The organism is Paraburkholderia sartisoli (assembly GCF_900107685.1).
Taxonomy (GTDB): domain Bacteria; phylum Pseudomonadota; class Gammaproteobacteria; order Burkholderiales; family Burkholderiaceae; genus Paraburkholderia; species Paraburkholderia sartisoli.
This window is the reverse complement of the sequence record NZ_FNRQ01000001.1, coordinates 1,429,504-1,455,496: the sequence shown is the minus strand read 5'-3', so window position 1 is coordinate 1,455,496 and position 25,993 is coordinate 1,429,504. Positions and strand designations below refer to the sequence as shown.

21 protein-coding genes and 6 tRNA genes are annotated in these 25,993 nt (G+C 62.8%); 5 read left to right on the top strand and 22 right to left on the bottom strand.

The window, feature by feature from the left end:
* Nucleotides 1-82 precede the first annotated feature (82 nt).
* A complete protein-coding gene (locus tag BLV45_RS06615) occupies nucleotides 83-985 on the bottom strand; it encodes a LysR family transcriptional regulator (RefSeq protein WP_090530574.1) in 903 nt (300 codons plus the stop codon).
* Between the two features lie 151 nt (nucleotides 986-1,136).
* On the opposite strand from BLV45_RS06615, the gene BLV45_RS06610 reads away from it, so the two are divergent.
* A complete protein-coding gene (locus tag BLV45_RS06610) occupies nucleotides 1,137-1,922 on the top strand; it encodes a haloacid dehalogenase type II (RefSeq protein ID WP_090530570.1) in 786 nt (261 codons plus the stop codon).
* A gap of 70 nt (nucleotides 1,923-1,992) precedes the next feature.
* Nucleotides 1,993-3,597: a malate synthase A gene (aceB, locus tag BLV45_RS06605; protein ID WP_090530567.1), complete on the top strand. Its 1,605-nt coding sequence runs from the start codon at nucleotides 1,993-1,995 to the stop codon at nucleotides 3,595-3,597.
* A gap of 271 nt (nucleotides 3,598-3,868) precedes the next feature.
* Here the strand turns inward: aceB and BLV45_RS06600 are convergent, their stop codons facing one another.
* On the bottom strand, nucleotides 3,869-4,270 hold the full coding sequence (locus BLV45_RS06600; protein WP_090530563.1) for a gamma-glutamylcyclotransferase family protein: 402 nt from the start codon (nucleotides 4,268-4,270) through the stop codon (nucleotides 3,869-3,871).
* 16 nt (nucleotides 4,271-4,286) lie between these two features.
* Nucleotides 4,287-4,781, bottom strand: a complete 495-nt coding sequence (gene rraA / locus BLV45_RS06595; protein WP_090530561.1) for a ribonuclease E activity regulator RraA — start codon at nucleotides 4,779-4,781, stop codon at nucleotides 4,287-4,289.
* 164 nt (nucleotides 4,782-4,945) lie between these two features.
* Here rraA and BLV45_RS06590 point away from each other — a divergent pair, with 164 nt between their 5' ends.
* A complete protein-coding gene (locus BLV45_RS06590; RefSeq protein WP_176954078.1) occupies nucleotides 4,946-5,839 on the top strand; it encodes an AraC family transcriptional regulator in 894 nt (297 codons plus the stop codon).
* A gap of 27 nt (nucleotides 5,840-5,866) precedes the next feature.
* On the opposite strand, the gene BLV45_RS06585 is transcribed toward BLV45_RS06590, so the two are convergent.
* From BLV45_RS06585 to gltX, 7 genes are all read right to left on the bottom strand, one after another.
* A complete protein-coding gene (locus BLV45_RS06585) occupies nucleotides 5,867-6,334 on the bottom strand; it encodes a GNAT family N-acetyltransferase (RefSeq protein ID WP_090530555.1) in 468 nt (155 codons plus the stop codon).
* 252 nt (nucleotides 6,335-6,586) lie between these two features.
* A tRNA-Asp gene (locus tag BLV45_RS06580) sits at nucleotides 6,587-6,663 on the bottom strand.
* Between the two features lie 81 nt (nucleotides 6,664-6,744).
* Nucleotides 6,745-6,820 (bottom strand) — tRNA-Glu (locus BLV45_RS06575).
* 60 nt (nucleotides 6,821-6,880) lie between these two features.
* Nucleotides 6,881-6,957 (bottom strand) — tRNA-Asp (locus BLV45_RS06570).
* A gap of 77 nt (nucleotides 6,958-7,034) precedes the next feature.
* Nucleotides 7,035-7,110, bottom strand: a tRNA-Glu gene (locus BLV45_RS06565).
* Between the two features lie 141 nt (nucleotides 7,111-7,251).
* Nucleotides 7,252-7,327 (bottom strand) — tRNA-Ala (locus BLV45_RS06560).
* Nucleotides 7,328-7,454: 127 nt separating this feature from the next.
* Nucleotides 7,455-8,864 carry a glutamate--tRNA ligase gene (gene gltX, locus BLV45_RS06555; protein WP_090530551.1) on the bottom strand — a complete coding sequence of 470 codons (1,410 nt, stop codon included), beginning with the start codon at nucleotides 8,862-8,864 and terminating at the stop codon, nucleotides 7,455-7,457.
* A gap of 479 nt (nucleotides 8,865-9,343) precedes the next feature.
* Between gltX and BLV45_RS06550 the strand changes: the two genes are divergently transcribed.
* Nucleotides 9,344-10,375 carry a patatin-like phospholipase family protein gene (locus BLV45_RS06550; RefSeq protein ID WP_407670976.1) on the top strand — a complete coding sequence of 344 codons (1,032 nt, stop codon included), beginning with the start codon at nucleotides 9,344-9,346 and terminating at the stop codon, nucleotides 10,373-10,375.
* Nucleotides 10,376-10,516: 141 nt separating this feature from the next.
* Here the strand turns inward: BLV45_RS06550 and BLV45_RS06545 are convergent, their stop codons facing one another.
* The 5 genes from BLV45_RS06545 to BLV45_RS06525 all read right to left on the bottom strand — a co-directional run bounded on the left by BLV45_RS06545 (nucleotide 10,517) and on the right by BLV45_RS06525 (nucleotide 17,095).
* Complete coding sequence (locus BLV45_RS06545; RefSeq protein ID WP_090530545.1) at nucleotides 10,517-11,185, bottom strand: C40 family peptidase; 669 nt, start codon at nucleotides 11,183-11,185, stop codon at nucleotides 10,517-10,519.
* 125 nt (nucleotides 11,186-11,310) lie between these two features.
* Nucleotides 11,311-12,942 (bottom strand): ABC transporter ATP-binding protein, encoded by a 1,632-nt coding sequence (locus BLV45_RS06540; protein ID WP_090530543.1) that lies wholly within the window; start codon nucleotides 12,940-12,942, stop codon nucleotides 11,311-11,313.
* Nucleotides 12,939-14,033, bottom strand: a complete 1,095-nt coding sequence (locus tag BLV45_RS06535) for an ABC transporter permease (protein WP_090530540.1) — start codon at nucleotides 14,031-14,033, stop codon at nucleotides 12,939-12,941. Before BLV45_RS06535 ends, BLV45_RS06540 begins: the two co-directional genes overlap by 4 nt.
* Before the next feature lies 1 nt (nucleotide 14,034).
* On the bottom strand, nucleotides 14,035-15,072 hold the full coding sequence (locus tag BLV45_RS06530) for a microcin C ABC transporter permease YejB (protein WP_090530538.1): 1,038 nt from the start codon (nucleotides 15,070-15,072) through the stop codon (nucleotides 14,035-14,037).
* Nucleotides 15,073-15,157: 85 nt separating this feature from the next.
* Nucleotides 15,158-17,095: an extracellular solute-binding protein gene (locus BLV45_RS06525; RefSeq protein ID WP_407670963.1), complete on the bottom strand. Its 1,938-nt coding sequence runs from the start codon at nucleotides 17,093-17,095 to the stop codon at nucleotides 15,158-15,160.
* Nucleotides 17,096-17,297: 202 nt separating this feature from the next.
* Here BLV45_RS06525 and fabI point away from each other — a divergent pair, with 202 nt between their 5' ends.
* On the top strand, nucleotides 17,298-18,089 hold the full coding sequence (gene fabI / locus BLV45_RS06520; RefSeq protein ID WP_090530536.1) for an enoyl-ACP reductase FabI: 792 nt from the start codon (nucleotides 17,298-17,300) through the stop codon (nucleotides 18,087-18,089).
* Between the two features lie 127 nt (nucleotides 18,090-18,216).
* Here fabI and BLV45_RS06515 read toward each other — a convergent pair whose 3' ends face one another.
* The 7 genes from BLV45_RS06515 to cysS form a co-directional block, all read right to left on the bottom strand.
* The gene (locus BLV45_RS06515) at nucleotides 18,217-18,570 is read right to left on the bottom strand and encodes a hypothetical protein (RefSeq protein ID WP_090531230.1); all 354 of its coding nucleotides are present in this window, start codon (nucleotides 18,568-18,570) and stop codon (nucleotides 18,217-18,219) included.
* A gap of 294 nt (nucleotides 18,571-18,864) precedes the next feature.
* A tRNA-Ser gene (locus tag BLV45_RS06510) sits at nucleotides 18,865-18,958 on the bottom strand.
* A 208-nt stretch (nucleotides 18,959-19,166) separates the two neighbouring features.
* Nucleotides 19,167-20,417: an aspartate kinase gene (locus BLV45_RS06505; RefSeq protein ID WP_090530532.1), complete on the bottom strand. Its 1,251-nt coding sequence runs from the start codon at nucleotides 20,415-20,417 to the stop codon at nucleotides 19,167-19,169.
* Between the two features lie 381 nt (nucleotides 20,418-20,798).
* Complete coding sequence (gene tilS / locus BLV45_RS06500) at nucleotides 20,799-22,226, bottom strand: tRNA lysidine(34) synthetase TilS (RefSeq protein ID WP_090530529.1); 1,428 nt, start codon at nucleotides 22,224-22,226, stop codon at nucleotides 20,799-20,801.
* A 40-nt stretch (nucleotides 22,227-22,266) separates the two neighbouring features.
* Nucleotides 22,267-23,238, bottom strand: a complete 972-nt coding sequence (locus BLV45_RS06495; RefSeq protein WP_090530526.1) for an acetyl-CoA carboxylase carboxyltransferase subunit alpha — start codon at nucleotides 23,236-23,238, stop codon at nucleotides 22,267-22,269.
* Between the two features lie 111 nt (nucleotides 23,239-23,349).
* Complete coding sequence (locus tag BLV45_RS06490; protein WP_090530523.1) at nucleotides 23,350-24,375, bottom strand: endonuclease III domain-containing protein; 1,026 nt, start codon at nucleotides 24,373-24,375, stop codon at nucleotides 23,350-23,352.
* Nucleotides 24,376-24,422: 47 nt separating this feature from the next.
* A complete protein-coding gene (gene cysS / locus BLV45_RS06485; protein WP_090530520.1) occupies nucleotides 24,423-25,820 on the bottom strand; it encodes a cysteine--tRNA ligase in 1,398 nt (465 codons plus the stop codon).
* Between the last annotated feature and the right edge of the window lie 173 nt (nucleotides 25,821-25,993).

The following is a 25,993-nucleotide window of genomic DNA, read 5'->3' as shown; positions in this document are numbered from 1 at the left end:
TTGTAGTGCGCAAGAATCCGCTGCACGGCCCGCGTGCGGGTCTGTCCGCATATCGGAAACCCGAGCGGGCCGGGGCTGTGCGCTAACCCCAGTAGCCTGGATGACTATACGTATGTTTCAGGAAATCGAGAAAAAGCCGGACCCGCAACGGCAAATGTCGACGCTGTGGAAACACCGCGTGGATGCCGATGGGCGGCGCCGCGAATGCGTCGAGCACCGTGACGAGGCGTCCGGCCGCGATATCCGTGCCGACTTCCCACCACGAGCGCCACGCGAGACCGTAGCCCTCGAGACACCATTCGTGCAGCACCGCGCCGTCCGAGCACTCCATCGTGCCGGAGACCCTGATCGTCACGATTTTTTCGTCCTGCTGGAACGTCCAGCCGCGCTGCTGGTTCGCGCTCGCGCCGAGCGCGAGGCAGTTGTGGCCGGCGAGCGCGGCGAGCGTTTCCGGCGCGCCGCGCCGCGCGAGATAGGCGGGCGAAGCCACCACCACGCGCCGGTTGTCGCCGAGGCGCAGCGACACCAGCGACGAATCGGGCAGCTCGCCAAGCCGCACCGCGCAGTCGAACCCCTCGTTGACCAGGTCGACCATCCGGTCCGACAGATCGAGCGTGATCGACACGTCGGGATGCGCGACCGTGAACGCCGGCACGAGCGGTGCGACGTGACGCCGCCCGAAACCGGCCGGCGCCGACACGCGCAGATGCCCGCTCGCCTTGACGCCGCCCGCCGACACGCTCGACTCGGCGTTCTGCATGTCGTGGATGATGCGCTGACAGTCTTCGAGAAACGCGGAACCTTCGAACGTCAGCGTGATTTTCCGCGTCGTGCGCACGAGCAGTTTCACGCCGAGCCGTTCTTCGAGCGCATCGATCCGGCGTCCGATGATGGCAGGCGCGACGCCCTCGGCCTGGGCAGCCGCGGACAGGCTGCCGCGTGCCGCGACGGCGACGAACGTTTCGATCTGCTTGAAGCGGTCCATGGCGGATGGGACGCGTCGGTGGACGCGGGTAATGGTGTCGAACGCCAGATTAGGTATATGAAAGTAAAAGATCAAGTGATGTTTACCGTCTTTCTATCTACGGGACATCACTAATAGAATTCGTCTTGACCTCTGACTGGAGCGCACGGCAATGTCGGCCACAACGACACTCTTCCCCAAGGCAGTTATTTTCGACGCGTACGGCACGCTTTTCGACGTGCATTCGGTCGTCGCTGCCGCGGAGCAGATGTTCCCCGGCCACGGCGATGCGCTCTCGCTCCTGTGGCGTCAGAAGCAGATCGAATACACGCAGTTGCGCACGCTGTCGGACGTCGGCGGTACACGCTACGAACCGTTCTGGACCATCACACTCGACGCGCTGCGTTTTTCCGCCCGCAAACTCGGCCTTACGCTCAACACGGCGGCGGAAAAGCGCTTGATGGACGAGTACGCGTGCCTTTCCGCGTTCCCTGACGCGGTCCCTGTGCTGCGTCAGTTGCGCGCGCCTCAGGCTGGCGCCGATGTCGCGGCCGGCGCGCGCATCGGGCTCGCGATCCTGTCCAACGGCAACCCGCAGATGCTCGATATCGCCGTCAAGAGCGCCGGGATGGCCGGCCTTTTCGATCACGTGCTGTCAGTCGACGCCGTGCGCGCCTACAAACCCGCGCCGGCCGCCTACGCGCTCGGCACGGCCGCTTTCGGCGCAACGCCGCGCGAGATCGTATTCGTGTCGTCGAACGGCTGGGACGTGGCCGGTGCGACGTGGTTCGGCTACACCACGTTCTGGATCAACCGCGCTCGCAATCCCGCCGAGGAACTCGGCGTGAGCCCGCATGGCACCGGCACAAGCCTTGCCGATCTGCCCGCGTTTCTGGCCACCCTGCTGCCGCCCGATAAAAGCCCAGGCCGCGCGCGCCCCAGTAAAGGCGCCACGTGAACTGGACAGTTTGAACGAGCATGAAGCACCTCATCGCATTTCCGTAATCTGACCGACCAAGGGAGAAACCATGACGAATCAATCGTCGTTGTCGTTGCAACTGCCACAGGGCATGCGTATCACCGCTGAAATCAAGCCGGGCTTCGAATCGATTCTCACGCCCGCCGCACTGGAGCTCGTCGCGAACCTGCATCGCGTATTCGAGCCGCGTCGCCAGCAACTGCTGAAGGCGCGCGCCGAGCGCACGAAACGTCTCGACGCCGGCGAGCGCCCCGACTTCCTCGCTGAAACGAAGTCCATCCGCGACAGCGACTGGAAGGTCGCGCCGCTGCCGAAGGATCTCCAATGCCGTCGCGTCGAGATCACGGGGCCGGTGGAACGCAAGATGATCATCAACGCGCTGAATTCGGGCGCGGATTCGTACATGACGGACTTCGAGGATTCGAACGCGCCGAGCTGGGACAACCTGATCACCGGGCATCTGAACCTGAAAGACGCCGTGCGCCGTGAGATTTCGCTCGAACAGAACGGCAAGTCGTACCGCCTCAACGACAAGGTCGCGACGCTGATCGTGCGTCCGCGTGGCTGGCATCTCGACGAAAAGCACGTGACGGTCGACGGGCAGCGCGTGTCTGGCGGCATCTTCGATTTCGCGCTCTTTCTGTTCCACAACGCGAAGGAACTGGTGAAGCGCGGCTCGGGCCCGTACTTTTACCTCCCGAAGCTCGAGAGCCATCTCGAAGCGCGCCTGTGGAACGACATCTTCGTCGCGGCGCAGGAAGCGGTGGGCATCGCGCGCGGCACGATTCGCGCGACCGTGCTGATCGAGACGATTCTCGCGGCCTTCGAAATGGACGAAATCCTGTACGAGCTTCGCGAACACAGCTCGGGCCTCAACGCAGGCCGTTGGGACTACATCTTCTCGGCGATCAAGAAATTCAAGAACGACAAGGACTTCTGCCTTGCCGACCGCTCGCAGATCACGATGACCGTGCCGTTCATGCGCGCCTATGCGTTGCAGCTGCTCAAGACGTGCCATCGCCGCAACGCACCTGCGATCGGCGGCATGAGCGCGCTGATCCCGATCAAGAACGACCCGGCGGCCAACGACAAGGCAATGGGCGGTGTGCGCTCCGACAAGGCGCGTGATGCCGGCGATGGTTACGACGGCGGCTGGGTTGCGCACCCGGGTCTCGTACCGGTCGCGATGGAAGAGTTCGTCAGGGTGCTGGGCGACAGGCCCAACCAGATCGACAGGCAGCGCGAAGACGTGCAGGTCACCGCGAAAGACCTGACCGACTTCCGTCCGGAAGCCCCCATCACGGAAGCGGGCCTGCGCAACAACATCAACGTCGGCATCCACTATCTCGGTTCGTGGCTTGCGGGCAATGGCTGCGTGCCGATCCACAACCTGATGGAAGATGCGGCAACCGCCGAGATCTCCCGCTCGCAGGTGTGGCAATGGATCCGTTCGCCGAAGGGCAAGCTCGACGACGATCGCAAGGTCACCGCCGCGATGGTGCGCGATCTGACGAAGCAGGAACTCGACAAGGTGAAGGCCGCCGTCGGCGGCGATACGAAGCCCTATGAGCGCGCCGCGGAAATCTTCGAAGAGATGTCGACATCGGAAAACTTCACCGAGTTTCTGACCTTGCCGTTGTACGAAGAGATCTGATACCGCGTTTGTGTCAATCCGGGCCGGTTTGAACGGCTTGCTGAAGCGCTGGCGCGGCTCGGGTCTGGCACGTGGGCATCATCGTGATGTGACGGCTCAATGGGTCTCGGCCCATTGAGCCGTTTCGTTCTGGGTGGTGGGTGCGACGGTGCATTGGCCACGCTGATCGCAGTGACCGGGTTCACACCGGAGAGCGCATCAACACCCGTCGCGGTTCTAGTGAAAAAACGCGCCCGCATGGCACGGCATGCCGTGCAGCCCCTGCATCCCGTCATCTCCCGCGGCGATGCGCAACCCAGTCGCCCGAGGCGATCTCCTTCAACCCGAGCACGGCCTCTTTCGCGACGGGATAAAAGCGGCACGCAACCGCAGTCCCATCGACGTCGAGCGTGACGTCGCGTCCCTGGAATAAACCCTCGACGCCGGGATACACCTCCTCGATTTCGTCGAGCACCGCGACAAGTGCATCTTCGATTGCATAGACATCGCCTTTGACCGGCACGCCGTGCCCGTCCACGACGAGTCCAGGATAGTTACCGAAGTCGTATAGCCGGCCCTTCACGACCGCGGTGCCAAGCAGCGTTGGCGCCGCGATATCGTGGCGCGCAGCAGCGGAGCTGATGTCGTTGACTTCCCCCGCCCTGAGCGTGCCGTAGACAAACACGTTCTGCATGACCTTCCCCTCCCGGTCAGTTCAACGGCGCGGCCGCAACCAGCACGCCATCGATGTCGACATAGACCCATTCACCCGCACGCACGACCGATCCGGGCATGCGCACCGGAATGTCGCGCTCGCCGCCTCCGCGTTTCTGGCTGCGCTGGGGATGGGTCGCCAGCGCGGCGATGCCGATATTGCATTCGTTCAACTCGAGCGTATCGCGCACGCAGCCGTTCACCACGATGCCGGCCCAGCCATTCTTCTCCGCGATCTGGCCAAGATTGCCCCCGACGAGCGCGCAACGCCGGCTGCCGCCACCATCGACGACCAGCACGCGGCCGTTCCCGTTTTCCTCGAGCGTGGTGCGCACCAGCGTGTTGTCCTCGAAGAGCTTCAGCGTCACGGCCTCGCCGGCAAACGAACCCGCGCGCCCCCACAACCGGAACACGGGATCGAGCACGCGAAGCGTGCCCGCGGCCAGCTTGTCCTCATTGGCATCGCACAGGTCTGCGGTCGCAAAGATCATCGCTTGCTCCAGGGGAAATAAATGGGATGACATGCATTATGCCTCGCACGAATTTCCGGCGGCCCTCTGCCGGATGGCTAACGTCGCGCGACTCGTCGTCCGGCTGCGCGCAACGCCCCTACAATGGCGTCATCCTTCGTATGAAGTTGCGGCCCTGCCCTGTCATGAACCAGCCCATTGCCATGCCGGAATCGACGCGCGTCGATTTCGCCGACATTCCGCCGGAATTCGCGCCCACACCAACGCACCCCATCCGCGTCCGGTCGCGGCCGATGCCAGCCGGCGTGCGCATCGCGCGTCACACGCACGCATGGGCGCAGGTCGCGTACGCGTCGCGAGGCGTATTGCGGATGACGACGTCGGGCACGACATGGATGGTTCCGCCATCGCGTGCAATCTGGGTGCCGCCGCATGTCACACACGAAGTCATCATTGTCGAGGATGCGTTTTTGAGGACGCTGTATGTGAACGAATCGGTCGTGCCCGCGGGGCTCGACACATGTCGCGTCGTCGAAGTCTCCGGATTGCTGCGCGAAGTGATTGCCGCGCTCGATACGCCAGGTCTTTCGGTGGCACGCGAACAGTTGCTTGGCTCACTGGCACTCGACGAACTGACGCGCTCGCAGCCGTTACCACTCTCCGTGCCCATGCCCACCGAGAAGCGCCTGCGCGCACTGTGCGAAGCTGTCATCGCCGATCCGGCCAACGCGGATTCACTCGAGGGCTGGGCGTCGGGCGTGGGCGCCAGCACGCGGACCATCGCGCGTCTGTTTCGCCAGGAACTGGGAGTCAGTTTTTCGCAGTGGCGTCAGCAGGCTATTCTCGCGCGGGCGATTCCGCTGCTGAGCCAGGGCCGGCCGCTTTCGCTCGTCGCGCAGGAGCTGGGCTATCAAAGCCAGAGTGCGTTTTCGGCGATGTTCCGGCGCGCGTTCGGCGAAAGCCCGCGCGCCTTCATCGAACGCGGCATCGAACATCGCGACGGCCGGCATGAAGAAAATGAAGACGAAAGCAGCCTGTTCGTCGATGAACTGGATGCCCATCGTGGCCAGCTGAAATAGCCGCAATGCGTGAAAGCCAGAGAGGTGTCAGACGCGCCGCGCCATGTGGCGGATCGCCCCGAGTTGCGCGAGGCGCGGCCCCGCGGGACGGTACCCCATGCGGTGGTAGAGACGGGCCGCGGGGTTATCGACGAAAACACGCAGTTGCAATTCCCGCAGCCCGCGCGCGCGCGCCCACCGGTGCGACATGTTCAGCATGTAGGTCCCGGCGCCTTGCCGGCGATGTCCTTCGGCGATCTGCACGTCGCGGATATGCAGCGAATCGCCTTCTTCGGTGACTCGCAGCACGCCGATTCCATGTCCATCCAGTTCGAGAATGAAGTTTTCCGACTCCCGCCAGCTGGCAAGAAACAGATCGCCGCGCCACACCAGATGGTGGCGCCTGTAATAACCGCCCATGTTGTTGCGCGTAAGCGCCTCGGCGAACTCGAAGTCATCCATGCTGGCTTCGCGCAACAGGAAAGCGGGCGACAAGGCTTCGGTCGGGTCGAGCATGGCGCAGCGGACGGGATGATGACCGCACAAAGGTAAGACAGGCGGCGGGCGCTGGCAAGGGGCGGTTTGCCCGAGACAGCGGGCAAGACCGCGTACGGGCGGCGCGGACGTGAAGGTCGTGAAGGTTGTGAATGAAGATGGCAAGCGGAAACGACTCAGGCCACCCTTCAATAACGACGGCCGGAGCGCCTCGAGATTCGACGGCGAGAAAGAAAAAAGCCCGCTGAAACTCAGCGGGCTTTTTTCTTGATCTGGCGGAGCGGACGGGACTCGAACCCGCGACCCCCGGCGTGACAGGCCGGTATTCTAACCAACTGAACTACCGCTCCAGCTTGTTTGCACCGTGGCTTGCGAGCGTTGGTTATCTCTCTCAAGCTGCATCGCCGGCTTGCTGTGGCGCTGCTGATGTCTGGCGTCCCCTAGGGGATTCGAACCCCTGTACTCACCGTGAAAGGGTGATGTCCTAGGCCTCTAGACGAAGGGGACAATGTACGCTTACACCTTTAATGAAAAAGCCCGCTCAAGTACACCTGAACGGGCTTTATCTGGCGGAGTGGACGGGACTCGAACCCGCGACCCCCGGCGTGACAGGCCGGTATTCTAACCAACTGAACTACCACTCCATTTACTGCATGCCCGCGAGCGATAGTTAACTCTCTGCAAGCGACATCGCTTTCGACAACCAAGCGACGCTGATATCTGGCGTCCCCTAGGGGATTCGAACCCCTGTACTCACCGTGAAAGGGTGATGTCCTAGGCCTCTAGACGAAGGGGACATAATCTTTTCAGATTCTGTCTTGTTCTCGCTGCTAATTACCGCCAACAGCAAAGAACGATATTCTAACTGCCACACTGCTGTTTGTGAAGTCTTTTTTGCTACAACCACCGCACTCGCGGAAGACTTCATTCTGCTCTGATGGTGGAGGTAAGCGGGATCGAACCGCTGACCTCTTGCATGCCATGCAAGCGCTCTCCCAGCTGAGCTATACCCCCTTGCAGAACAGAAGCGAGATTGTAGATAGCGAATCTCGTTTTGTAAATACCCTTTGAGTCACCGCATGCGACTTTTTTCAAGGCCGCATGCCTACGCATTCGCGCGCGCGGGATCACAACCGATCGCTCAGGCAAGCGCCTTTTCAATGCGGCTCACGACGACCTCACGACCGAACAGCATCAACACGCTGTCGATCGATGGCGTGTGCGTCGTGCCCGCCACGAGCAGCCGCACCGGCATCGCGAGTTGCGGCATCTTCAGTTTGTGTGCGCCGAGCGTCGCCTTCAACGTGGCAGCGATGCTTTCCTTCGTCCACTCCGCGCTCTTCAATGCGGCAGCGAGATCGGCCAGCGCAGGACGCACGGCATCGGTGACGTGCTGCGCCACCGCTTCGGGTTCCGGAGCCGGTACGCGGTAGAACATCGCGGCGTTCTCCGCGATCTCCTTCACGGTCGAGGCACGGTCTTTCAGCAAGCCCACGACAGCCGTCAGATCGGCACCCGCGGCAAGCGTTGCGTCGTCGATACCGAGTTCGCCGAAGAACGGCTTCGCGAGGCCCGCGAGACGCGCGTTGCCGGCTTCCTTGATGTAGTGCGCGTTCAGCCAGTTGAGCTTGTCGTGGTCGTATTGCGCCGGCGACTTGCCGAGATGCTCGAGGTCGAACCATTCGACGAACTGGTCGCGCGAAAAAATTTCCGCGTCGCCGTGCGACCAGCCAAGACGCGCGAGATAGTTGAGCACGGCCTCGGGCAGATAACCGGCGTCGCGATAGCCCATCACGCTCATCGCGCCGTGGCGCTTGCTCATCTTTTCGCCCTCTTCGTTGAGCACGGTCGGCAGGTGCGCGTAGACCGGCGGCTCGGCGCCGAGCGCGCGCAGGATGTTGATCTGACGCGGCGTGTTGTTCACGTGATCGTCGCCGCGAATCACGTGCGTGATGCGCATGTCGATATCGTCGACGACCACGCAGAAGTTGTACGTCGGCGTGCCGTCCGGACGCGCGATCACGAGGTCGTCCAGTTCTTCGTTCGAGATTTCGATGCGCCCCTTCACGGCGTCTTCCCAGGCGACGGTGCCCGTCAACGGATTGCGGAAGCGCAGCACCGGCTCGACGCCGGCCGGCGGCACCGGCAGGACCTTGCCAGGCTCAGGGCGCCACGTGCCGTCGTAACGCGGCTTCTCGCCCGCGACACGCTGACGCTCGCGCAGCGCGTCGAGTTCTTCCGTCGACATGTAGCACGGGTACACGAGATCCTTCTCGACCATCTGCTTCAGGACCTCGCGATAACGGTCCATGCGCTGCATCTGGTAGAACGGGCCTTCGTCGTAATCGAGACCGAGCCAGTTCATTCCATCGAGGATCGCGTCGACGGATGCCGACGTCGAACGTTCGAGATCGGTGTCCTCGATCCGCAGCACGAACGCGCCCTTCATCTTGCGGGCGAACGCCCACGGATACAGCGCTGAGCGGATGTTCCCCAGATGGATGAAGCCAGTGGGACTCGGTGCGAAACGGGTACGGACGGGTGTGGTCATGTGCGGTTACTCGAAGGCAGGCGCCGGCGCGCGGACATCATCGCGATGGCGCGCGAAAGCGGAACGCGTCCATGCGGCGCATGCGGCGTGCTACGCGGCGCGTGGACTCGAATGGCAGATGCAAGACCGCGATTATACCTGCCGGTTGCCGTCGCCCGTGCCGCGCCGGGCGCGGGCGCGAGGGGCTTCTGGAAGGCGTCTGCAGTAACCCTCTTGCATGGAGCCTGAGTAGCACGCTAAAGCGCGAACTCTGGTCGAATGGAAAGAGGCGCGGGACCTTTCAACGGACCCATTTCAGGAGGCGTTCCATGGTGACGCTCGCGACGCGCTCCAGGACACGTCCGGCGACGCGCATCGCGACGCATTCGTAAAACGGCTCGCGCCGCGTCTCGCGACCTGTTCCGCGCGGGCGGTTTTCCCATGCCGTTACCGCGCGGTGACGGTGCTTTGCTTTATGATGTGCGCGCGCTGCGGTTCCGATTGCGGCGCGGTGCGATCGCCCGAGGCGATCGCGTAGGAACGAATGCCGCGTCCTGTCGCTGGAGAAATCGTTGAAGCCGTCATCCCCCCGTCTGAGCCGCCGCAGTTTTTCACTCGCTGCCGCGTCCGCCGTCCTTTCCGCGTGTACGACCCCGTCGGGCACGTCCAATACCGCCGGCAGCAAGTCGGGCGCCACTGCATCGACGGACAACCCGCCGCCGTCCATCGACAAACCGCCCCGGCCGCTTCGTGTCGCCATTGCCCTTGGCGGCGGCGCGGCGCGCGGCTTCGCCCATATCGGCGTGATCAAGGCGCTCGAGGCACGCAACGTCCAGATCGACCTCGTGTGCGGCACGAGCGCGGGCTCGGTGGTCGGCGCGCTGTACGCTTCGGGCATGACCGGCATTGACATGAACCGGCTCGCGCTGAAGATGGACGAAGCGTCGATCAGCGACTGGGCGATGCCCTTTCGCACACGCGGTTTCCTGCAGGGCGTGGCGCTCCAGAACTACCTGAACACGACGCTCAACAATCGCCCGATCGAAAAGATGGCGAAGCCGCTTGGCATCGTCGCGACCGATCTGAAAACCGGTCAGCCGATCCTGTTTCGACGCGGCAACACCGGTATCGCGGTGCGCGCGTCGTGCAGCGTGCCGTCGGTGTTCGAGCCGGTGAAGATCGGTGGGCACGAATACGTGGACGGCGGTCTCGTCAGCCCGGTGCCGGCCTCGTTTGCACGCCGGATGGGGGCGGATTTCGTGATCTCAGTCGATATCTCCGCGCGCCCCGAAACGGCGCTCACGGCAAGCTCGTTCGACGTGCTGATGCAGACGTTCACGATCATGAGCCAGACGATCAAGACCTACGAACTCGACAAATATGCCGATTTCGTGATCCGCCCGAATCTCGCCGCGATGAACAGCAGCGACTTCAGCCAGCGCAACGCCGCGATCCTTGCCGGCGAGGAAGCCGTCGCGAAGATCATGCCGGAACTCCAGCGCAAACTCGCAGCCGAACGGCCCGTTGTCTGACGGTTACCCGGCTGGGCTGCGCGCTGCGCCTCCGGTACGCCGTCGCCCCAATCGCCACAGACAGCGCCAGACGCAAAAAAGCCCGCATTCTTTCGAAGCGGGCTTTTTCATGCGTGCAACGCGCGGAACCGGTTATGCCGGTCAGTTACCGCCGATGGTCGCCTTCACACGCGTACGCAAATCCTGCTGTTCCGGGAACGATGTCTCGATACGACGGGCGCCGGTGAAACGTTTTTCCCAGTAGCCGTCATCCAGGTCGTCGACGCGGATCGTGCTGCCCGTGGACGGCGAATGCACGAACTTGTTGTCACCGATATAGATGCCGACATGGGAAGCCGCGCGGCGCATCGTGTTGAAGAATACGAGATCGCCCGGCTTCAATTCGCTCATGCGAACCTTTTCGCCGACATGGCTCATTTCCTCGGCGCGACGCGGAAGCGCCATGCCCAGCGTGTCCTGGAACACGTAGCGCACGAACCCACTGCAATCGAGACCGGAATCCGGTGTGTTGCCGCCCCAGCGGTAGCGCACGCCAATCATGTTGAGCGCGCCCACCACGACATCGCCAGCCTTCCCGGCCATGCCGGAAAGAAACGACCGCGCGCCTCTATCGCTGGACGATGAGGCGCTCTGGTTTTGCGAACCCGGAGTGGAGAGTGCATTCGATCCATCCTGGATCGAAAATGTGGCGTTCTGGTTAATACTGCTTACTTCGTCGGCGAACGCGCCGGGAGCTGCAGCCATCATGACGCCGATAAACATCCCGGCGACGACGCGCGTGCAAGCCTGGGTTAAAGATCGGTGCTGCATCGGTCGGTATTTTTTGCCTAAAAATCAGTGGGATACGGAAAGTTTTGTCGATACTAGCCAGTAAGTATTTATCTGTCAAAACAAATAGAAAAATACAATCGCGAGACGCCCCCAATTGGTGAATGTTAGGTAGCGAACGAAGCTTTCAGCAGCTTTCGTGTGTAAGGATGACTTGGGGCAGCAAAAATTTTCTCCACATCCCCAGACTCGACGATAGAACCGTTCTGCATCACCGCGACCCGATGTGCCATCGCGCCGATCACGGCGAGGTCGTGACTGATGAATACGAAACCGAGGTTGTATTTCTGCTGCAAACCGGCGAGAAGCTTGAGTACCTGCTGCTGGATCGAGACGTCGAGCGCGCTGGTCGGCTCGTCGAGCACGAGGAGGCGCGGCTCCAGCACCAGCGCCCGTGCGATGGCGATCCGCTGCCGCTGCCCGCCGGAGAATTCATGGGGATAGCGCTGCAATACCGTCCGGTCGAGGCCGACTTCGCGCAGCACGGAGATCACCTTCTCGCGACGCCCCTGCGCCCCCAGTTGCGGCCGGTGCAGCGCCAGACCCTCGCCAACGATCCGCTCGATCGTCTGGCGCGGCGAAAGTGAACTGAACGGATCCTGAAAGACCACCTGCATGTTCGAGCGCAGCGCGGTCTGTTCGCGCCCCCGCCAGGCCGCGAGCGCCCTGCCCTGGAAATCGATTTCGCCCGAGACCGTGCGTTGCAGGCCGAGTAGCGCCATCGCGAGGGTAGATTTTCCCGATCCCGATTCGCCAACGATGCCGAGTGTCTCCCCTTGCCTCACCGACACATCCGCGTCCGCCACCGCGCGAAAGCGTCCTGAGCGGAACCAGCCGCTCATGCCCGGCAGCTTCGTGCGGAAATCGACCGAGACATGGCGTGCCTCGAGGATGACCGGCGCAATCGGCATCACCGGCATCACGGTCCGCTCCGGGCGACTCTGCAGCAGACGTTGTGTGTACGGATGCTGCGGCGATGCGAAGAGCTGCTCGACCGGTCCGCTTTCGACGAGCACGCCCTTCTCCATCACCGCCACGCGTTGTGCGAAATGCCGGACGAGATTCAGGTCGTGCGTGATCAGCAGCACGGCCATGCCGCGCTTCTGCGCTTCGTCGCGCTGGAGTTCGAGCAGCAATTCGACGATCTGCGCGCGAATCGTGACATCGAGCGCCGTGGTCGGCTCGTCGGCGAGCAGCAGACGCGGCCGGCATGACAGCGCCATCGCGATCATCGCGCGCTGGCGCTGGCCGCCCGACAGCTGATGCGGATAGCTGTTGACGCGCTTCTCCGGCTCGGCGATGCCCGTACGCGCGAGCAGCGCGACTGTCCGCTTGCGCGCTTCGAGCGGCGACACGCCGTCGTGGATCACGATCGTCTCGGCAATCTGGTCGCCGATCGTGTAAAGCGGATTGAGCGCCGTCATCGGCTCCTGAAAGATCATCGCGATGTCGGAGCCGCGCAGACCGCGCATTTCACGCTCGCTCTTCGTCAGAAGTTCTTCGCCATTGAAACGGATCGAGCCGCTCACCTGCGCGTCGCTCAGGAGCCGCAGGATCGACAGCGCGGTCACGCTCTTGCCCGAACCCGATTCGCCGACGAGCGCCACCCGTTCGCCGCGCTCGATGGCCAGCGTCACGTCGTTGACCGCGACCGTGTCGCCGAACGTCACATGCAGACGGTCGAGCGCAAGCAGCGGCCCCGCGAACGGCGGTTTTGTGGATGCGTTCGCGCCGCTCACTGGTTGCCTCCCGCGCGCATTGCATCGGAGATGCGGGTGTCGAGCGCGTTGCGCAACGCATCTCCCATGAACGTAAGCAGCAGCAGCGTGGCGACGAGCACGCTGAACGTCGACAGCGAGATCCACCACGCGTCGAGATTGGCCTTGCCCTGCGCGAGCAGCTCACCCAGACTCGGCGTCGGCGACGGCACGCCGAGGCCGAGAAAATCGAGGCTTGTGAGCGCGAGAATCGAGCCGCTCATCCGGAACGGCAGGAACGTGATAACCGGCGTGAGACTGTTCGGCAGCACATGACGCCAGATGATCTGCCAGTTCGAAAGACCCATCGCCCGCGCCGCGCGCACGTAATCCTGCTGGCGATTGCGCAGAAACTCCGCGCGCACGTAGTCCGACAGGCCGATCCAGCCGAACAGCGACAGCAGCACGATCAACAGGATGAAGCCCGGCTCGAAAATCGACGCGAAGATGATCAGCAGATAGAGCTCGGGCATCGCGCTCCAGATCTCGATGAGACGCTGGCCGATGATATCCGTCCTGCCGCCGAAATACCCCTGTATCGCGCCCGTGAAGATGCCGATCACGGTGCCGATAAACGTCAGCACCAGCGCGAATTCCACCGACACGCGAAACCCGTACAGCAATCGCGCGAACAGATCGCGGCCGCGGTCATCGGTGCCAAGCCAGTTGTCGCGTGAAGGCGGTGCGGGATTGGGCACCTTCGAGAAATAGTTGAGCGTGTCGTAGTAATACGGATTCGGCGGATAGATCGCAAAATTACCGGGCGCGTCGAAGCGATGCCTGATGTACGGATCGAGATAGTCAGCAGGCGTCGGGAAGTCGCCACCGAACGTGGTTTCCGGATACGTTTCGAAGAGCGGAAAGTACAGGTGGCCCTCGTAACGTGCGACGAGCGGCTTGTCGTTCGACCACAGCGGCCCGGCGAGACTCGCCGCGAACGCTGCGATGAAGATGATCAGACTCCAGTAACCGAGACGCTGCTGCCTGAAACGCGTCCAGACGCGTCGCGCCGGCGATGGCGACACCAGCGCGCGAACCGTCTCGTTACGGGTATGTGGAACGGCCTGGCTCAAGTCAGCGCTCCAGTTGTTCGAATTGAATGCGGGGATCGACCCAGACGTAGCACAGGTCGGAAATCAGCTTGGTCGCAAGACCGATCAGCGTGAACAGATAGAGCGTGCCGAGCACGACCGGATAGTCGCGGCGCACCACCGATTCGTACGACAGCAGACCGAGACCGTCGAGTGAAAACAGCGTCTCGATCAGCAGGCTACCCGTGAAGAACGCGCCGATGAACGCGCCAGGAAAGCCAACGATCAACGGCAGCAGTGCATTGCGAAACACGTGCTTCCACAACACGCGCCGCTCCGACAGACCCTTCGCGCGCGCGGTCAGCACGTATTGCTTGCGGATTTCGTCGAGAAAGGCGTTCTTCGTCAGCATCGTGACGACAGCGAAGCTGCCGATCACCGAGGCGAAAATCGGCAACGTGATGTGCCACAGGTAATCGAGGATCTTGCCGCCGATACTCAGTTGCGCCCAGTTATCCGAGGTGAGGTTGCGCAGCGGAAAGAGCTGCAGGAACGAGCCGCCGCCAAACAGCACGAGGAGCAGCACACCGAGCACGAATCCGGGAATCGCGTAGCCGACCAGCACCAGCAGGCTCGTCGCGACGTCGAAGCGCGAGCCGTTTCGCACCGCCTTCGCGATACCGAGCGGCACGGAGATGAGATAGGTCAGGAAGAACGTCCAGAGACCAATGCTGATCGACACCGGCAGCTTCGACACGATCAGCGACCACACGCTTTGATGGTGAAAATAGCTTTGCCCGAGATCAAAGCGCGCAAAGCGTTTGAGCATCAGCACGTAGCGCTCGAGCGGGGGTTTGTCGAAACCGTAGAGCGCCTTGAGTTGCGCGATCTGCTGGGCGTCGACGCCCGAGTGCGCACGCAGGCCAAACGACGGGCCCTGCTCCGCGCCCTTGCGCAGATCGTGGACCGCCTGCTCGACCGGGCCGCCCGGCACGAACTGGATCACGGCGAACGTCAGCGTCAACACGCCGAGCAGCGTCGGGATCATCAACAGCAGACGTTTGAGGATGTAGCTCCACATGGGCGAGCGTCCAGGGTGTGGGTCCAGAGCAATTGAAGGCGTGCGGCGACACCAGAAGATAACTGCGAACGCGCGATGCGTGGCGTCAGGGCTTCGGCTCGAACCACCACGTCGACGTAATCCAGTCGTTTGCCGAATAGTACAGCGGCAACGTCTTCGGCCATGCCATGCCGCGACGGAACGCAACGCGGTGTGTCGCGCTGTACCAGTGCGGCACCACATAGTAACCATGCATCAGCACGCGGTCGAGCGCGTGGGTTGCGTCGACGAGCTGCTCGCGCGTCTGCGCCTGGATCAGCGCGCTCAGGATCGAATCGACGACCGGCGACTTCAGGCCGATATAGTTGCCCGAGCCCGGATCATCCGCGGCCTTGCTGCCGAAGCGGTCGATCTCCTCGGAGCCCGGCACCTGCACGTCGGGATAACGGATCGTGGTGGCGTCGAAATCGAATGCGTCCAGCCGCTTCTGGTACAGCGCGAAATCAACGACACGAAAACGCGCGACGATGCCAAGCTTGCCGAGATTGCGCACGAACGTCGCCGTGATCGGCTCCATCGCCGCGGCCGAGCCTGAATCGTCGAGAATCTCGAACTCGAATGGCTCGCCCTTTGCGTTACGCAACGCGCCATCGCGATAGGTCCAGCCCGCCTCGGTCAGCAGCGCGCGCGCCTGCAACAGGTTGGCACGCAGCGAGCCGGGCGGATCGGTATCGGGTTGCTTCGGCGGCGGTCCGAAAACCGCCGGGTCGAGTTTCGCGCGCCACGGGTTCAGCAACGCGAGTTCGCCGGCAGAAGGAAGCCCGGTCGCCTGCAGATCGGTGTTCGCGAAAAAGCTGTCGATCCGCTTGTACTGGTTATAAAAAAGCTGCCGGTTAAGCCATTGAAAGTCGAGCGCGAGATCGAGCGCCTTGCGCACGCGGACATCCTGAAAGAGCGGCCGGCGCTGGTTCAGGATAAAGCCCTGCATACCCGTGCCGTTGTGCTGCACGAATTCACGCTTGATCAGCTCGCCACTGTCGAACTTCTTGCCGACGTCGCGACGCACCCAGCTGCGCGCGACGTATTCGACGAACGCGTCGTACTCGCCGGCCTTGAACGCTTCGCGGCGCGCGATTTCATCGGAGTACAGCTTGTACGTGATGCGCTCGAAGTTGAACATGCCGACGCGCACCGGTAACGTCGCGCCCCAGTAGTTCGGATCGCGGCGATAGGTGATATTGCGGCCGTTGTCGTAGCGCTCGATCACATACGGACCGCTGCCGATGGGCTCCTCGAACGCAATCTGGTCGAACGCGACGTGGCTGCCGTCCGGCTTCGCCCCCCACTTGCGCGAGAAGACCGGCACGCCGCCCGCGATCAGCGGCAACTCGCGATTGCGTTGACGGAACTCGAAGCGGATCGTCTTCGGATCGACCACCACCGCGCGCGTGATCTCCGCGAAATACGCGGCGAACTGCGGCGCGGCCTTCGGGCTTTTCAACGTGTCGAACGAGTATTTGACGTCGTCGGCCGTGACCGGGTCGCCGTTCGAAAAGTGCGCGCGCGGGTTGATGTGAAAGGTCGTCGACAGGCCGTCGGGCGCAATGCTGATGTCGTCGGCGAGCAGGCCATATGCGGACGCGACTTCGTCGGAGCTGCCCGTCGTCAGGCTTTCGAACATCACGCCGAGACCCGGCGCCGCGTTGCCCCGCAACGTGAACGGATTGAATTTGTCGAAACTCGTTAGGCGGTCCGGATTCGCGAGCACCAGCGTGCCGCCGCGCGGCGCCGACGGATTCACGTAATCGAAGTGCCTGAAATTCGCGGGATATTTCGGCTCGCCGTACTGCGCGATCGCATAGACCGCCTGTGCCGGCTGCGCGGCCAGCAACGCAACAATACCGACTGCCACGGCCACCGCACATGCGAGCGCCGAACGTGAAATCGCCATGACGCCAGCGCGCGAGAACGCGTACAACACGGCATGCCATCCAGCACGAAACGGATGCGGCCATTGCGAGCCAGTTGGCAAGCCAGTCGTCATAGGGGCCTTATTGGTCAGGGGGCAGTTGCAATGTGAGAGAATTCTACCCAATAAACCCGCGCGATCCGAACGTCTGGCCACATCATGGCCATCTGGCCAGGGCGGGGCCCGGTTCGATCCAGCTTCAACGCACATCGAATCCGGCCCAACCCGGCGAGGCAAGGCCGAACGTCACGGCGCGCAGACTTCATCTGGAGATTTCATGGGCTTTCTCGCTGGTAAACGAATCCTGCTGACCGGCCTGCTGTCGAACCGTTCCATTGCATACGGTATCGCGCAGGCCTGCAAACGCGAAGGCGCCGAACTCGCCTTCACGTATGTCGGCGAGCGCTTCAAGGATCGCATCACCGAATTCGCCGCCGAATTCGGCAGCAACCTGATCTTCCCGTGCGACGTCGCGGACGACGCACAGATCGACGCCCTCTTCGTCTCGCTGAAGGAACACTGGGACAGCCTCGACGGCCTCGTCCACTCGATCGGTTTCGCGCCGCGCGAAGCGATCGCCGGCGACTTCCTCGACGGCATGACGCGCGAGAACTTCCGCATCGCGCACGACATCTCCGCGTACAGCTTCCCCGCGCTCGCGAAGGCCGCGCTGCCGATGCTGTCGAACGATGCGGCGCTGCTCACGCTCAGCTACCTCGGCGCTGAAAAGGCGATTCCGAACTACAACACGATGGGTCTGGCAAAGGCGTCACTCGAAGCGAGCGTGCGCTATCTGGCGGTCTCGCTCGGCGGCAAGGGCATTCGCGTGAACGGCATTTCGGCCGGCCCGATCAAGACACTGGCGGCAAGCGGCATCAAGGGCTTCGGCAAGATTCTCGAATTCGTCGAGAACAACGCGCCGCTCAAGCGCAATGTGACGATCGAACAGGTGGGCAACACCGCGGCGTTCCTGCTCTCCGATCTCGCCGGCGGCGTGACCGCTGAAATCGTCCACGTCGATAGCGGCTTTAGCGAAGTCGTCGGCGGCATGGCGGGTGTCGCTGAATAACGCCGCGCACGCTAGTCAACTGCATCTGAAGGCGAAGCGCATCCGGTGTCATCGCGCTGATCGAAGAAGCAAAGAAAAAGCCGCCCGTTGGGGCGGCTTTCCGTTCCACGTCGGTATCACGACGCGCTTAGCGCCAGCCGTTGTGGCGACCGTTGTCGTGATGACCGTGGTTATAGTCACGGCCCTGGGGGTGATGACGATACCAGTCATCGCGCGCCCAATAGCGGCGGCCGTCGTAGTAACGGTCACCGTGCCAGCCGATCACGATCGCCGGAGCGCCGTACACGGGAGCGCCATATACCGGCGCAGGCTGATAGACGACAGGCGGCGGAGGCGGCGGCGCATAGACCGGCGCCGGCGCAATGTAGACAGGAGCCGGAATGCCGATATTGACACCCACGCTCACGCCTGCCATCGCAACGCCTGACGCCCCGACCGCCAGTGCACCGATCAACAACGAAACAACACGAGCCGACTTCATGTATTCACCTTTGGCGAGTTGATTTTGTTGGCCGGAATATAACTGAAGGTGGCGATCCGCGTATTTCAACTTTGTAATAACTGATGCACAACCTCGCATCCAGGGCGGCTCCGTAACGAGTGGTTACACGCCGGGCAGATTTGAAAAGGTTTCGCGCGCCCGAAGAATGGGGTGGTGATTCATGCGGCCACGCCACTTGGCGGACGCGCCGCGATCGCCTTTGGGTCCGGGTTACTCGGCAGAAAAACAAAAACCCCGTAAGTTCGAGAACTTACGGGGTTTTGCCGCCATGGCTGGCGGAGACGGAGGGATTCGAACCCTCGATCCAGGTTTTGGCCCAGATGCTCCCTTAGCAGGGGAGTGCCTTCGACCTCTCGGCCACGTCTCCCAAACTTTCGCTCGCGCAGGGAGTCAGCGCGACGAAGCCAAGATAATAGCGGGTTCACGCAACATGGTCAATTTCCAGGACACATTTTTTGTGCCAGTTCGTCATTGACGCGTGAATTCATCTCGAACTCACTCACGCGCATGCGCCCGCCATGCAATCGAAGGCAATGCGGCGTGCCCTGAACGAGCCGCCGCACATCGTTACATCGTTACGCCTGATCGAGTTCAAATGCCTTGTGCAGCGCGCGCACGGCGAGCTCCATGTACTTCTCGTCGATGAGCACCGAGATCTTGATTTCCGACGTCGAGATCATCTGGATGTTGATGCCCTCTTCCGACAGCGTGCGGAACATCGTGCTCGCGATACCGACGTGCGAACGCATGCCGACACCGACCACCGAGATCTTCGATACCTTCGGATCGCCCAGCACCTGCTCGGCGTTCACGTGGCTCTTCACCTGGCCCGTGAGAATGTCCATTGCGTGCTGATAATCGCCACGGCCGACCGTGAACGTGAACGCCGTCTTGCCATCGACGCTCTGGTTCTGGATGATCATGTCGACGTCGATATTCGCGTCCGCCACCGGGCCGAGGATCTGATACGCGATGCCCGGCTTGTCGGGTACACCCATCACGGCGATACGGGCCTCGTCGCGCTGGAACGCGATTCCCGAGATGACTGCTTTTTCCATGGTTTCGTCTTCTTCAAAGGTAATCAGGGTGCCCGAGCTCATTTCCGTTTCGAGAGGGATCATCGGATCCGTCAGGCTCGACAGCACACGCGTCTTCACCTGATATTTGCCGGCGAATTCCACCGAGCGGATCTGCAGCACCTTCGAGCCGAGGCTGGCCATTTCCAGCATCTCCTCGAACGTCACGCGATCGAGGCGGCGCGCCTCTTCGACCACGCGCGGGTCGGTCGTGTAGACGCCGTCGACGTCGGTATAGATCAGGCACTCGTCGGCTTTCAGCGCCGCGGCCACCGCGACCGCCGACGTATCCGAGCCGCCGCGGCCGAGCGTCGTGATGTGGCCGTCCGGATCGATGCCCTGGAAGCCCGTGATCACGACGACCTTGCCGGCGTCGAGATCGCGCAGCACGCGTTCGCCGTCGATATCGCTGATGCGCGCCTTCGTGAACGCGCTATCGGTTTTCACCGGCACTTGCCAGCCGGTGTAGCTGACCGCGTCGACGCCTGCTTCGTGCAGCGCGATCGACAGCAGACCGACACTGACCTGCTCGCCAGTAGCCGCGATCATGTCGAGTTCGCGCGGGCTCGGCTGGGCGGAAATTTCTTTCGCGAGACCGATCAGACGGTTCGTTTCGCCGGACATCGCCGACGGCACGACGACCATCTTGTGGCCGGCCTTTTGCCATTTGGCGACGCGCTTCGCGACGTTCTTGATGCGCTCGACCGAGCCCATCGAAGTACCGCCGTATTTATGTACGATGAGTGCCATTGTCGTTCTGAACTGAAGTGGTGACCGCGCTGGGCGCGCTGGAGACGACCGCACAACAGACAACGACAGGAATGACGATGGAGTGTGGCGGCGTAAATGCAGCGCGCGTGCAGCATGCGCGGGGTTTGCCCTTTATGTGCGCATTATTTGCGCTTATTTGCCCGTAACGGGAAGGTTGCGAGCGGGGGTGTGGCTGGCAACCGGTCCGGACATGACCGGGATTACGATAAAAACACGGCAAAATCACGCCGGGCAAACAGGTTAACGTACCTGATCGGGCGAAAAAAGACAAGCCAGAATCCGGTAAAAACGGCCTTCAAACGCTTGTACACAAGGGCTTTCGCACTTTTTCGGGACATTTTTCCGCGGCTCTGCAAGCGCTCAGGTGATCAGCACATCCGGACGCCAGTCGAGGCGGAAATAGCGTGACGCGTTGGCCTCGGCTTCATCGGCGGCGATGATGGCCGTCTCCCGGTTGACGCCGATGAGCGGCACGAAGAGCAGCGCGTCGCCGCTGAAAACGAGCGGCACATCGCGCTTCCATGACGGCACGCCGCGCTCCTGGAACAGGTTTTTCAGCGTCCGGCTCGATCCGTTCGCGTCCACACGCATGCGCTCGCCGCCCGCTCGCGCACGCGCCGACAGCAGCGCACGCGTGAGCAGCGGCTCGGCGATCGCGTCGGGGTCGTCCGCTTCGACTTCGGCGAACACGAACGTGCCGCGCCACTGCGGCAAACGCCAGATCGATTCGCCGCGCCACGTCAGTTCGCTCACGGGCCGTGTGCCGATCGCGGTTTCATCGGCGGGTTCGGCGCTGTCGCCCGCTTCCCAGAAAATGTCGTCCCGATAGTTGCGCAGGCTCTGACCCGCGTGGTCGACCCGCATGCCGTGATCGCGCGTGACGTCGCGAAGCTGGCGCAGCGCGTCGGCGAGGCGCGCGGTCGACGCCGCCGGCAGGCCAAGCGTGCGCATCCAGTAACGCAGGAGATTGACGGCGCGTTCGTCGTCGAGCGCGAGCAACGCGTCACGCGACAATGCGCGCGCATCATCACGGGCGGCCACCTGCATATCGATGCGCGCAAGCTCGTCGAGCAGACGCTGGGCGGCGGCGGCATGCGTCGCGGTACGCGAGAGCGCGTCGCGAAAACCCGGAAAATGGACGGCCAGTTGCGGCAACACTTCGTGACGCAGCGCGTTGCGTGCGTAACGCGTGTCCGCGTTCGATTCGTCGTCGATCCAGCTCAGGTCGCGCGCATGCGCATACTGTTCCAGTTGCGCGCGCAGCACGTGCAGCAAAGGCCTCATCCGCACGATCCGCGCGCCCGGCGCGAGCCGCCCGGGCGCCATCGCGGCGAGGCCGGCAAGCCCTGCCCCGCGCAGCAATTGCAGCAGCACCGTTTCGGCCTGATCGTCCGCATGCTGCGCGAGCCACATCGCCGATACACCGTGCCCCGCGCACATCGCGTCGAGCGCGCGGTAGCGCGCGTCGCGCGCCGCGGCCTCGATGCTCACGCCGGTTTCGCGCGGCACGTCGACATGCCGCGCCTCGAACGTCACGCCCCGTTCGCGCGCGAACGCGTCGCAATGCGCGAGCCATTCGTCGGCGTGCGGGCTCAGGCCATGATGGATATGCAACGCCACGCAACGCGCCGCGCCGCCGGTGCGCACCGCCGCGTCGAGCAGCGACGTCGAGTCGAGCCCGCCGCTAAACGCGATGGCGACGCGCGCGCCGGCAGGCAGCGCGGCAAACGCCGCGCCGACCGCATCGAGAACGAGGCGGTCGGCGGGATTTTCAGTGGGAGGAGTCACGGCGAAAAGGCGCGATGCGCCCTCGAGAACGGACGCCGGCTTATGCGCCCGGCGTCGTTTCCTTGAACTTGCCGTATGCCATCAGGCGTTCGAAACGGCGTTGCTTCAGGTCCTGAATGCTCATGCCCTGGAACTGGCGCAGCGAATCGGCCAGCGCACGGCGCAGCATGGCTGCCATGCCCTTCGGATCGCGATGCGCGCCGCCGAGCGGCTCGTTGACGATCTTGTCGATGAGGCCCAGCGCCTTCAGACGATGCGCGGTCAGGCCGAGTGCCTCGGCGGCTTCCGGTGCCTTCGCGGCGCTCTTCCACAGAATCGACGCACAACCTTCGGGCGAGATCACCGAATAGGTCGAGAACTGCAGCATCAGCACGCTGTCACCGACGGCGATCGCGAGCGCGCCGCCCGAACCGCCCTCGCCGATGATCGTCGCGATGATCGGCGTCTTCAGCTCGGCCATCACGTACAGGTTGCGGCCGATCGCTTCCGACTGGCCGCGCTCTTCCGCGCCGATGCCCGGGTAGGCGCCCGGTGTGTCGATGAACGTGAAAATGGGCAGGCCGAATTTCTCGGCGAGGCGCATGAAACGCTCGGCCTTGCGATAGCCTTCCGGGCGCGGCATGCCGAAGTTGCGCAGCGCGCGCTCCTTCGTGTCGCGGCCCTTCTGGTGGCCGATCACCATGCACGGCTGGCCGTTGAAACGCGCGAGGCCGCCGACGATCGACAGGTCGTCCGCATAGTTGCGGTCGCCATGAAGCTCGTGGAAATCGGTGAACAGTTCGCTCACGTAGTCGAACGTATACGGACGCTGCGGATGACGCGCGATCTGCGAAACCTGCCACGGACTCAGGTTCGCGTAGAGGTCTTTGGTGAGTTGCTGGCTCTTCTTCGACAGCCGCTCGATCTCTTCCGAAATATCGACGGCCGAATCGTCCTGCACGAAGCGCAATTCTTCGATCTTCGCTTCGAGTTCAGCGATCGGCTGTTCGAAATCCAGAAACGTGGTCTTCATTGGTTGTAATCCTTGGACTTACCGGCAGCGCGTATTCTAACCGCGCCCAGCCATGTCAAAACCGCGTCTAAACTATCATTTCGAGATATTGATAGTCACACGTTGAATCGCTTAATAGTCAACCGGCAACGGGTCGAGACTACGCCACATATACCAGGTGGCCACGGTGCGCCACGGCTCCCAGTTCGCCGCGACCTCGCGCGCCTCGCTGCGCGTGACGGGCTCGCCGCTGAAGTAGTTCACGCTGATCGCGCGGATCAGGCCGAGGTCGTCGAGCGGCAGGACGTCCGGACGCGACAGGTTGAAGATGAGGAACATCTCCGCCGTCCACCGGCCGATGCCGCGAATCTGCGTGAGCTCGGCGATCACCGCCTCGTCTTCCATCGACTCCCACTTGCCGACGTGCAGCGCGCCCGACACAAAGTGTTGCGCGAGATCAAGCACGTATTCCGACTTGCGCTTCGAGAGTCCGCATGCCATCAGCTTCGCCTGCCCCAGCTTGATGAACTGCTGCGGCACGAGCTTTGGACACGCCGTTTCGACGCGTTGCCACACGGCCTGTGCGGCCGCGACGGAAATCTGCTGGCCGACGACCGAGCGCGCGAGCGTCACGAACGGATCGCCGCGGCTCAGCAGATGCACGGGGCCGAACTTCGGGATCAGCTTCTTGAGAATGCGGTCGCGCTTGACGAGATCGGCGCAGGCCTTGTCCCAGTATGGCGGACGCGTCACCTCGGGCGTGAGCCCGCCGGTCTGCACCGGCACGGCGACTTCGCTCGACGTCGATGCTCGGGTTTTGCGCACGACTTCGCCATCATGCAGCGTGTCGCGTGCGAGTTCCTGTACGCCGTCAACGCGTTCCGCCGGCAACGCGCCGTTGCCTTTCGCCTGCGGCTTGCGCACGGGTTTCGCCAGCTTGCGCGGCGCATGCGACGCGCCGTTGAGCGCGCGCTTGCCCGCCACTTTCGTGGCGAGTCCGGCAGACGCTTTCGCGACTGCCGTTGCGCCGTTGCCCGCTGTCGAAGCGGCCTTCAGCGAGGGGCTTGCGTTACTGCGTGCGCGCGTCGTTTTCACCGCGGCTGTCGCGCCTGTCTGAGACGCGGCCCGTTTAGCCGGCGTCTTCGTGGCCGTTGCCATCCTGCCTCCTGCCTGGCGAGTCGATCAGAGGGATGTTCGGGGTGCGCTCACACGCGGCGCCACTCGGTCAACCCGCCCGGTTTGTCTTCAAGTGCAATACCGGCCTCGAGCAACTCCGCCCGGATCCGGTCTGCTTCGGCATAATCTTTCGCCTGCTTGGCGGCGACACGTGCCGCGATCCTTGCTTCGATCGCGGCGGCATCGAGTGTGCCCCCGTTCGCGCTGCCCGCGGCCTGCTGCAAAAAGACGCGTGGCTCGCGGCCGAGGAGACCCAGCAGACGTCCGAGCGCACGCAATTGTCGTGCGAGCGCTGCATCGCGCGTACGGTTCACTTCGCTCGCCAGTTCGAACAGCACCGACACCGCAACAGGCGTATTGAAGTCGTCGTTCATCGCGGCCTGGAAACGTTGCGCGTGCGCTTCGTTCCAGTCGAGTGCCGCATCATCCGCCGTGACGTCCTTCAGCGCAGTGTAAAGACGCGTGAGCGCACTGCGCGCGTCGTCGATGTGCGTATCGCTGTAGTTCAGCGGCGAGCGGTAATGCGCGCGCGCGATGAAAAAGCGTACGACTTCAGCATCGTATCGCGCAAGCACTTCGCGAATCGTGAAGAAGTTGCCGAGCGACTTCGACATCTTCTCATTGTCGATCTGCACGTAGCCGTTGTGCATCCAGTAATTGACAAACGTTTGCCCCGACGCACCCTCGCTCTGCGCCAGTTCGTTTTCATGGTGCGGAAACTGCAGGTCCTGGCCGCCGCCGTGAATGTCGAAGTGCTCGCCGAGCAGGCTGCAACTCATCGCCGAGCATTCAATATGCCAGCCGGGACGCCCACGCCCGTATTTCGAATCCCAGCCGGTGTCGGCGGGTTCTTCCGGCTTCGACTGCTTCCACAATACGAAGTCGAGCGGGTCCTGTTTCGCATCGTTCGCCGCGACGCGTTCGCCCGCGCGCAGGTCCTCGATCGACTTGCCCGAAAGCTTTCCGTAGTTCGCGAACCTGCGCACGGCATAGTTCACGTCGCCGTCGCTCGCCTGATATGCATAGCCATTTGCTTCGAGCGTCTCGATCATGCCGAGCATCTGCGGAATGAAGTCGGTGGCACGCGGCTCGATATCGGGCCGCGCGATGCCGAGCGCGTCCGCGTCTTCATGCAGCGCGGCGATAAAGCGGTCGGTCAGCGACTTGATTGTCTCGCCATTTTCGACGGCGCGTCGAATGATCTTGTCATCGATATCCGTGATGTTGCGCACATACGTGACCTGATAGCCCAGTGTACGCAGCCAGCGCTGAACGATATCGAACACCACCATCACGCGCGCATGACCGACGTGGCAGTAGTCGTACACGGTCATCCCGCAGACATACATCCGCACGACGCCCGCTTCACGTGGCACGAAAGATTGCTTGTCACGCGCGAGCGTGTTGTAGATGCGCAGAGATTCCATAGAGACGATGCGTGGGCCGAAAGAAATCCGCATTGTGTTACGTGCATGCTGCACCCGGCGCTTCAAAACCCGATTTTAAAACCCGATTTCAAAACCTGGCTTCACAACCTGGACGGGTACGACAGGGACAGCAGGCAAACGAAGCTGACAGCAAACCGGGGCATTTCGTGCTG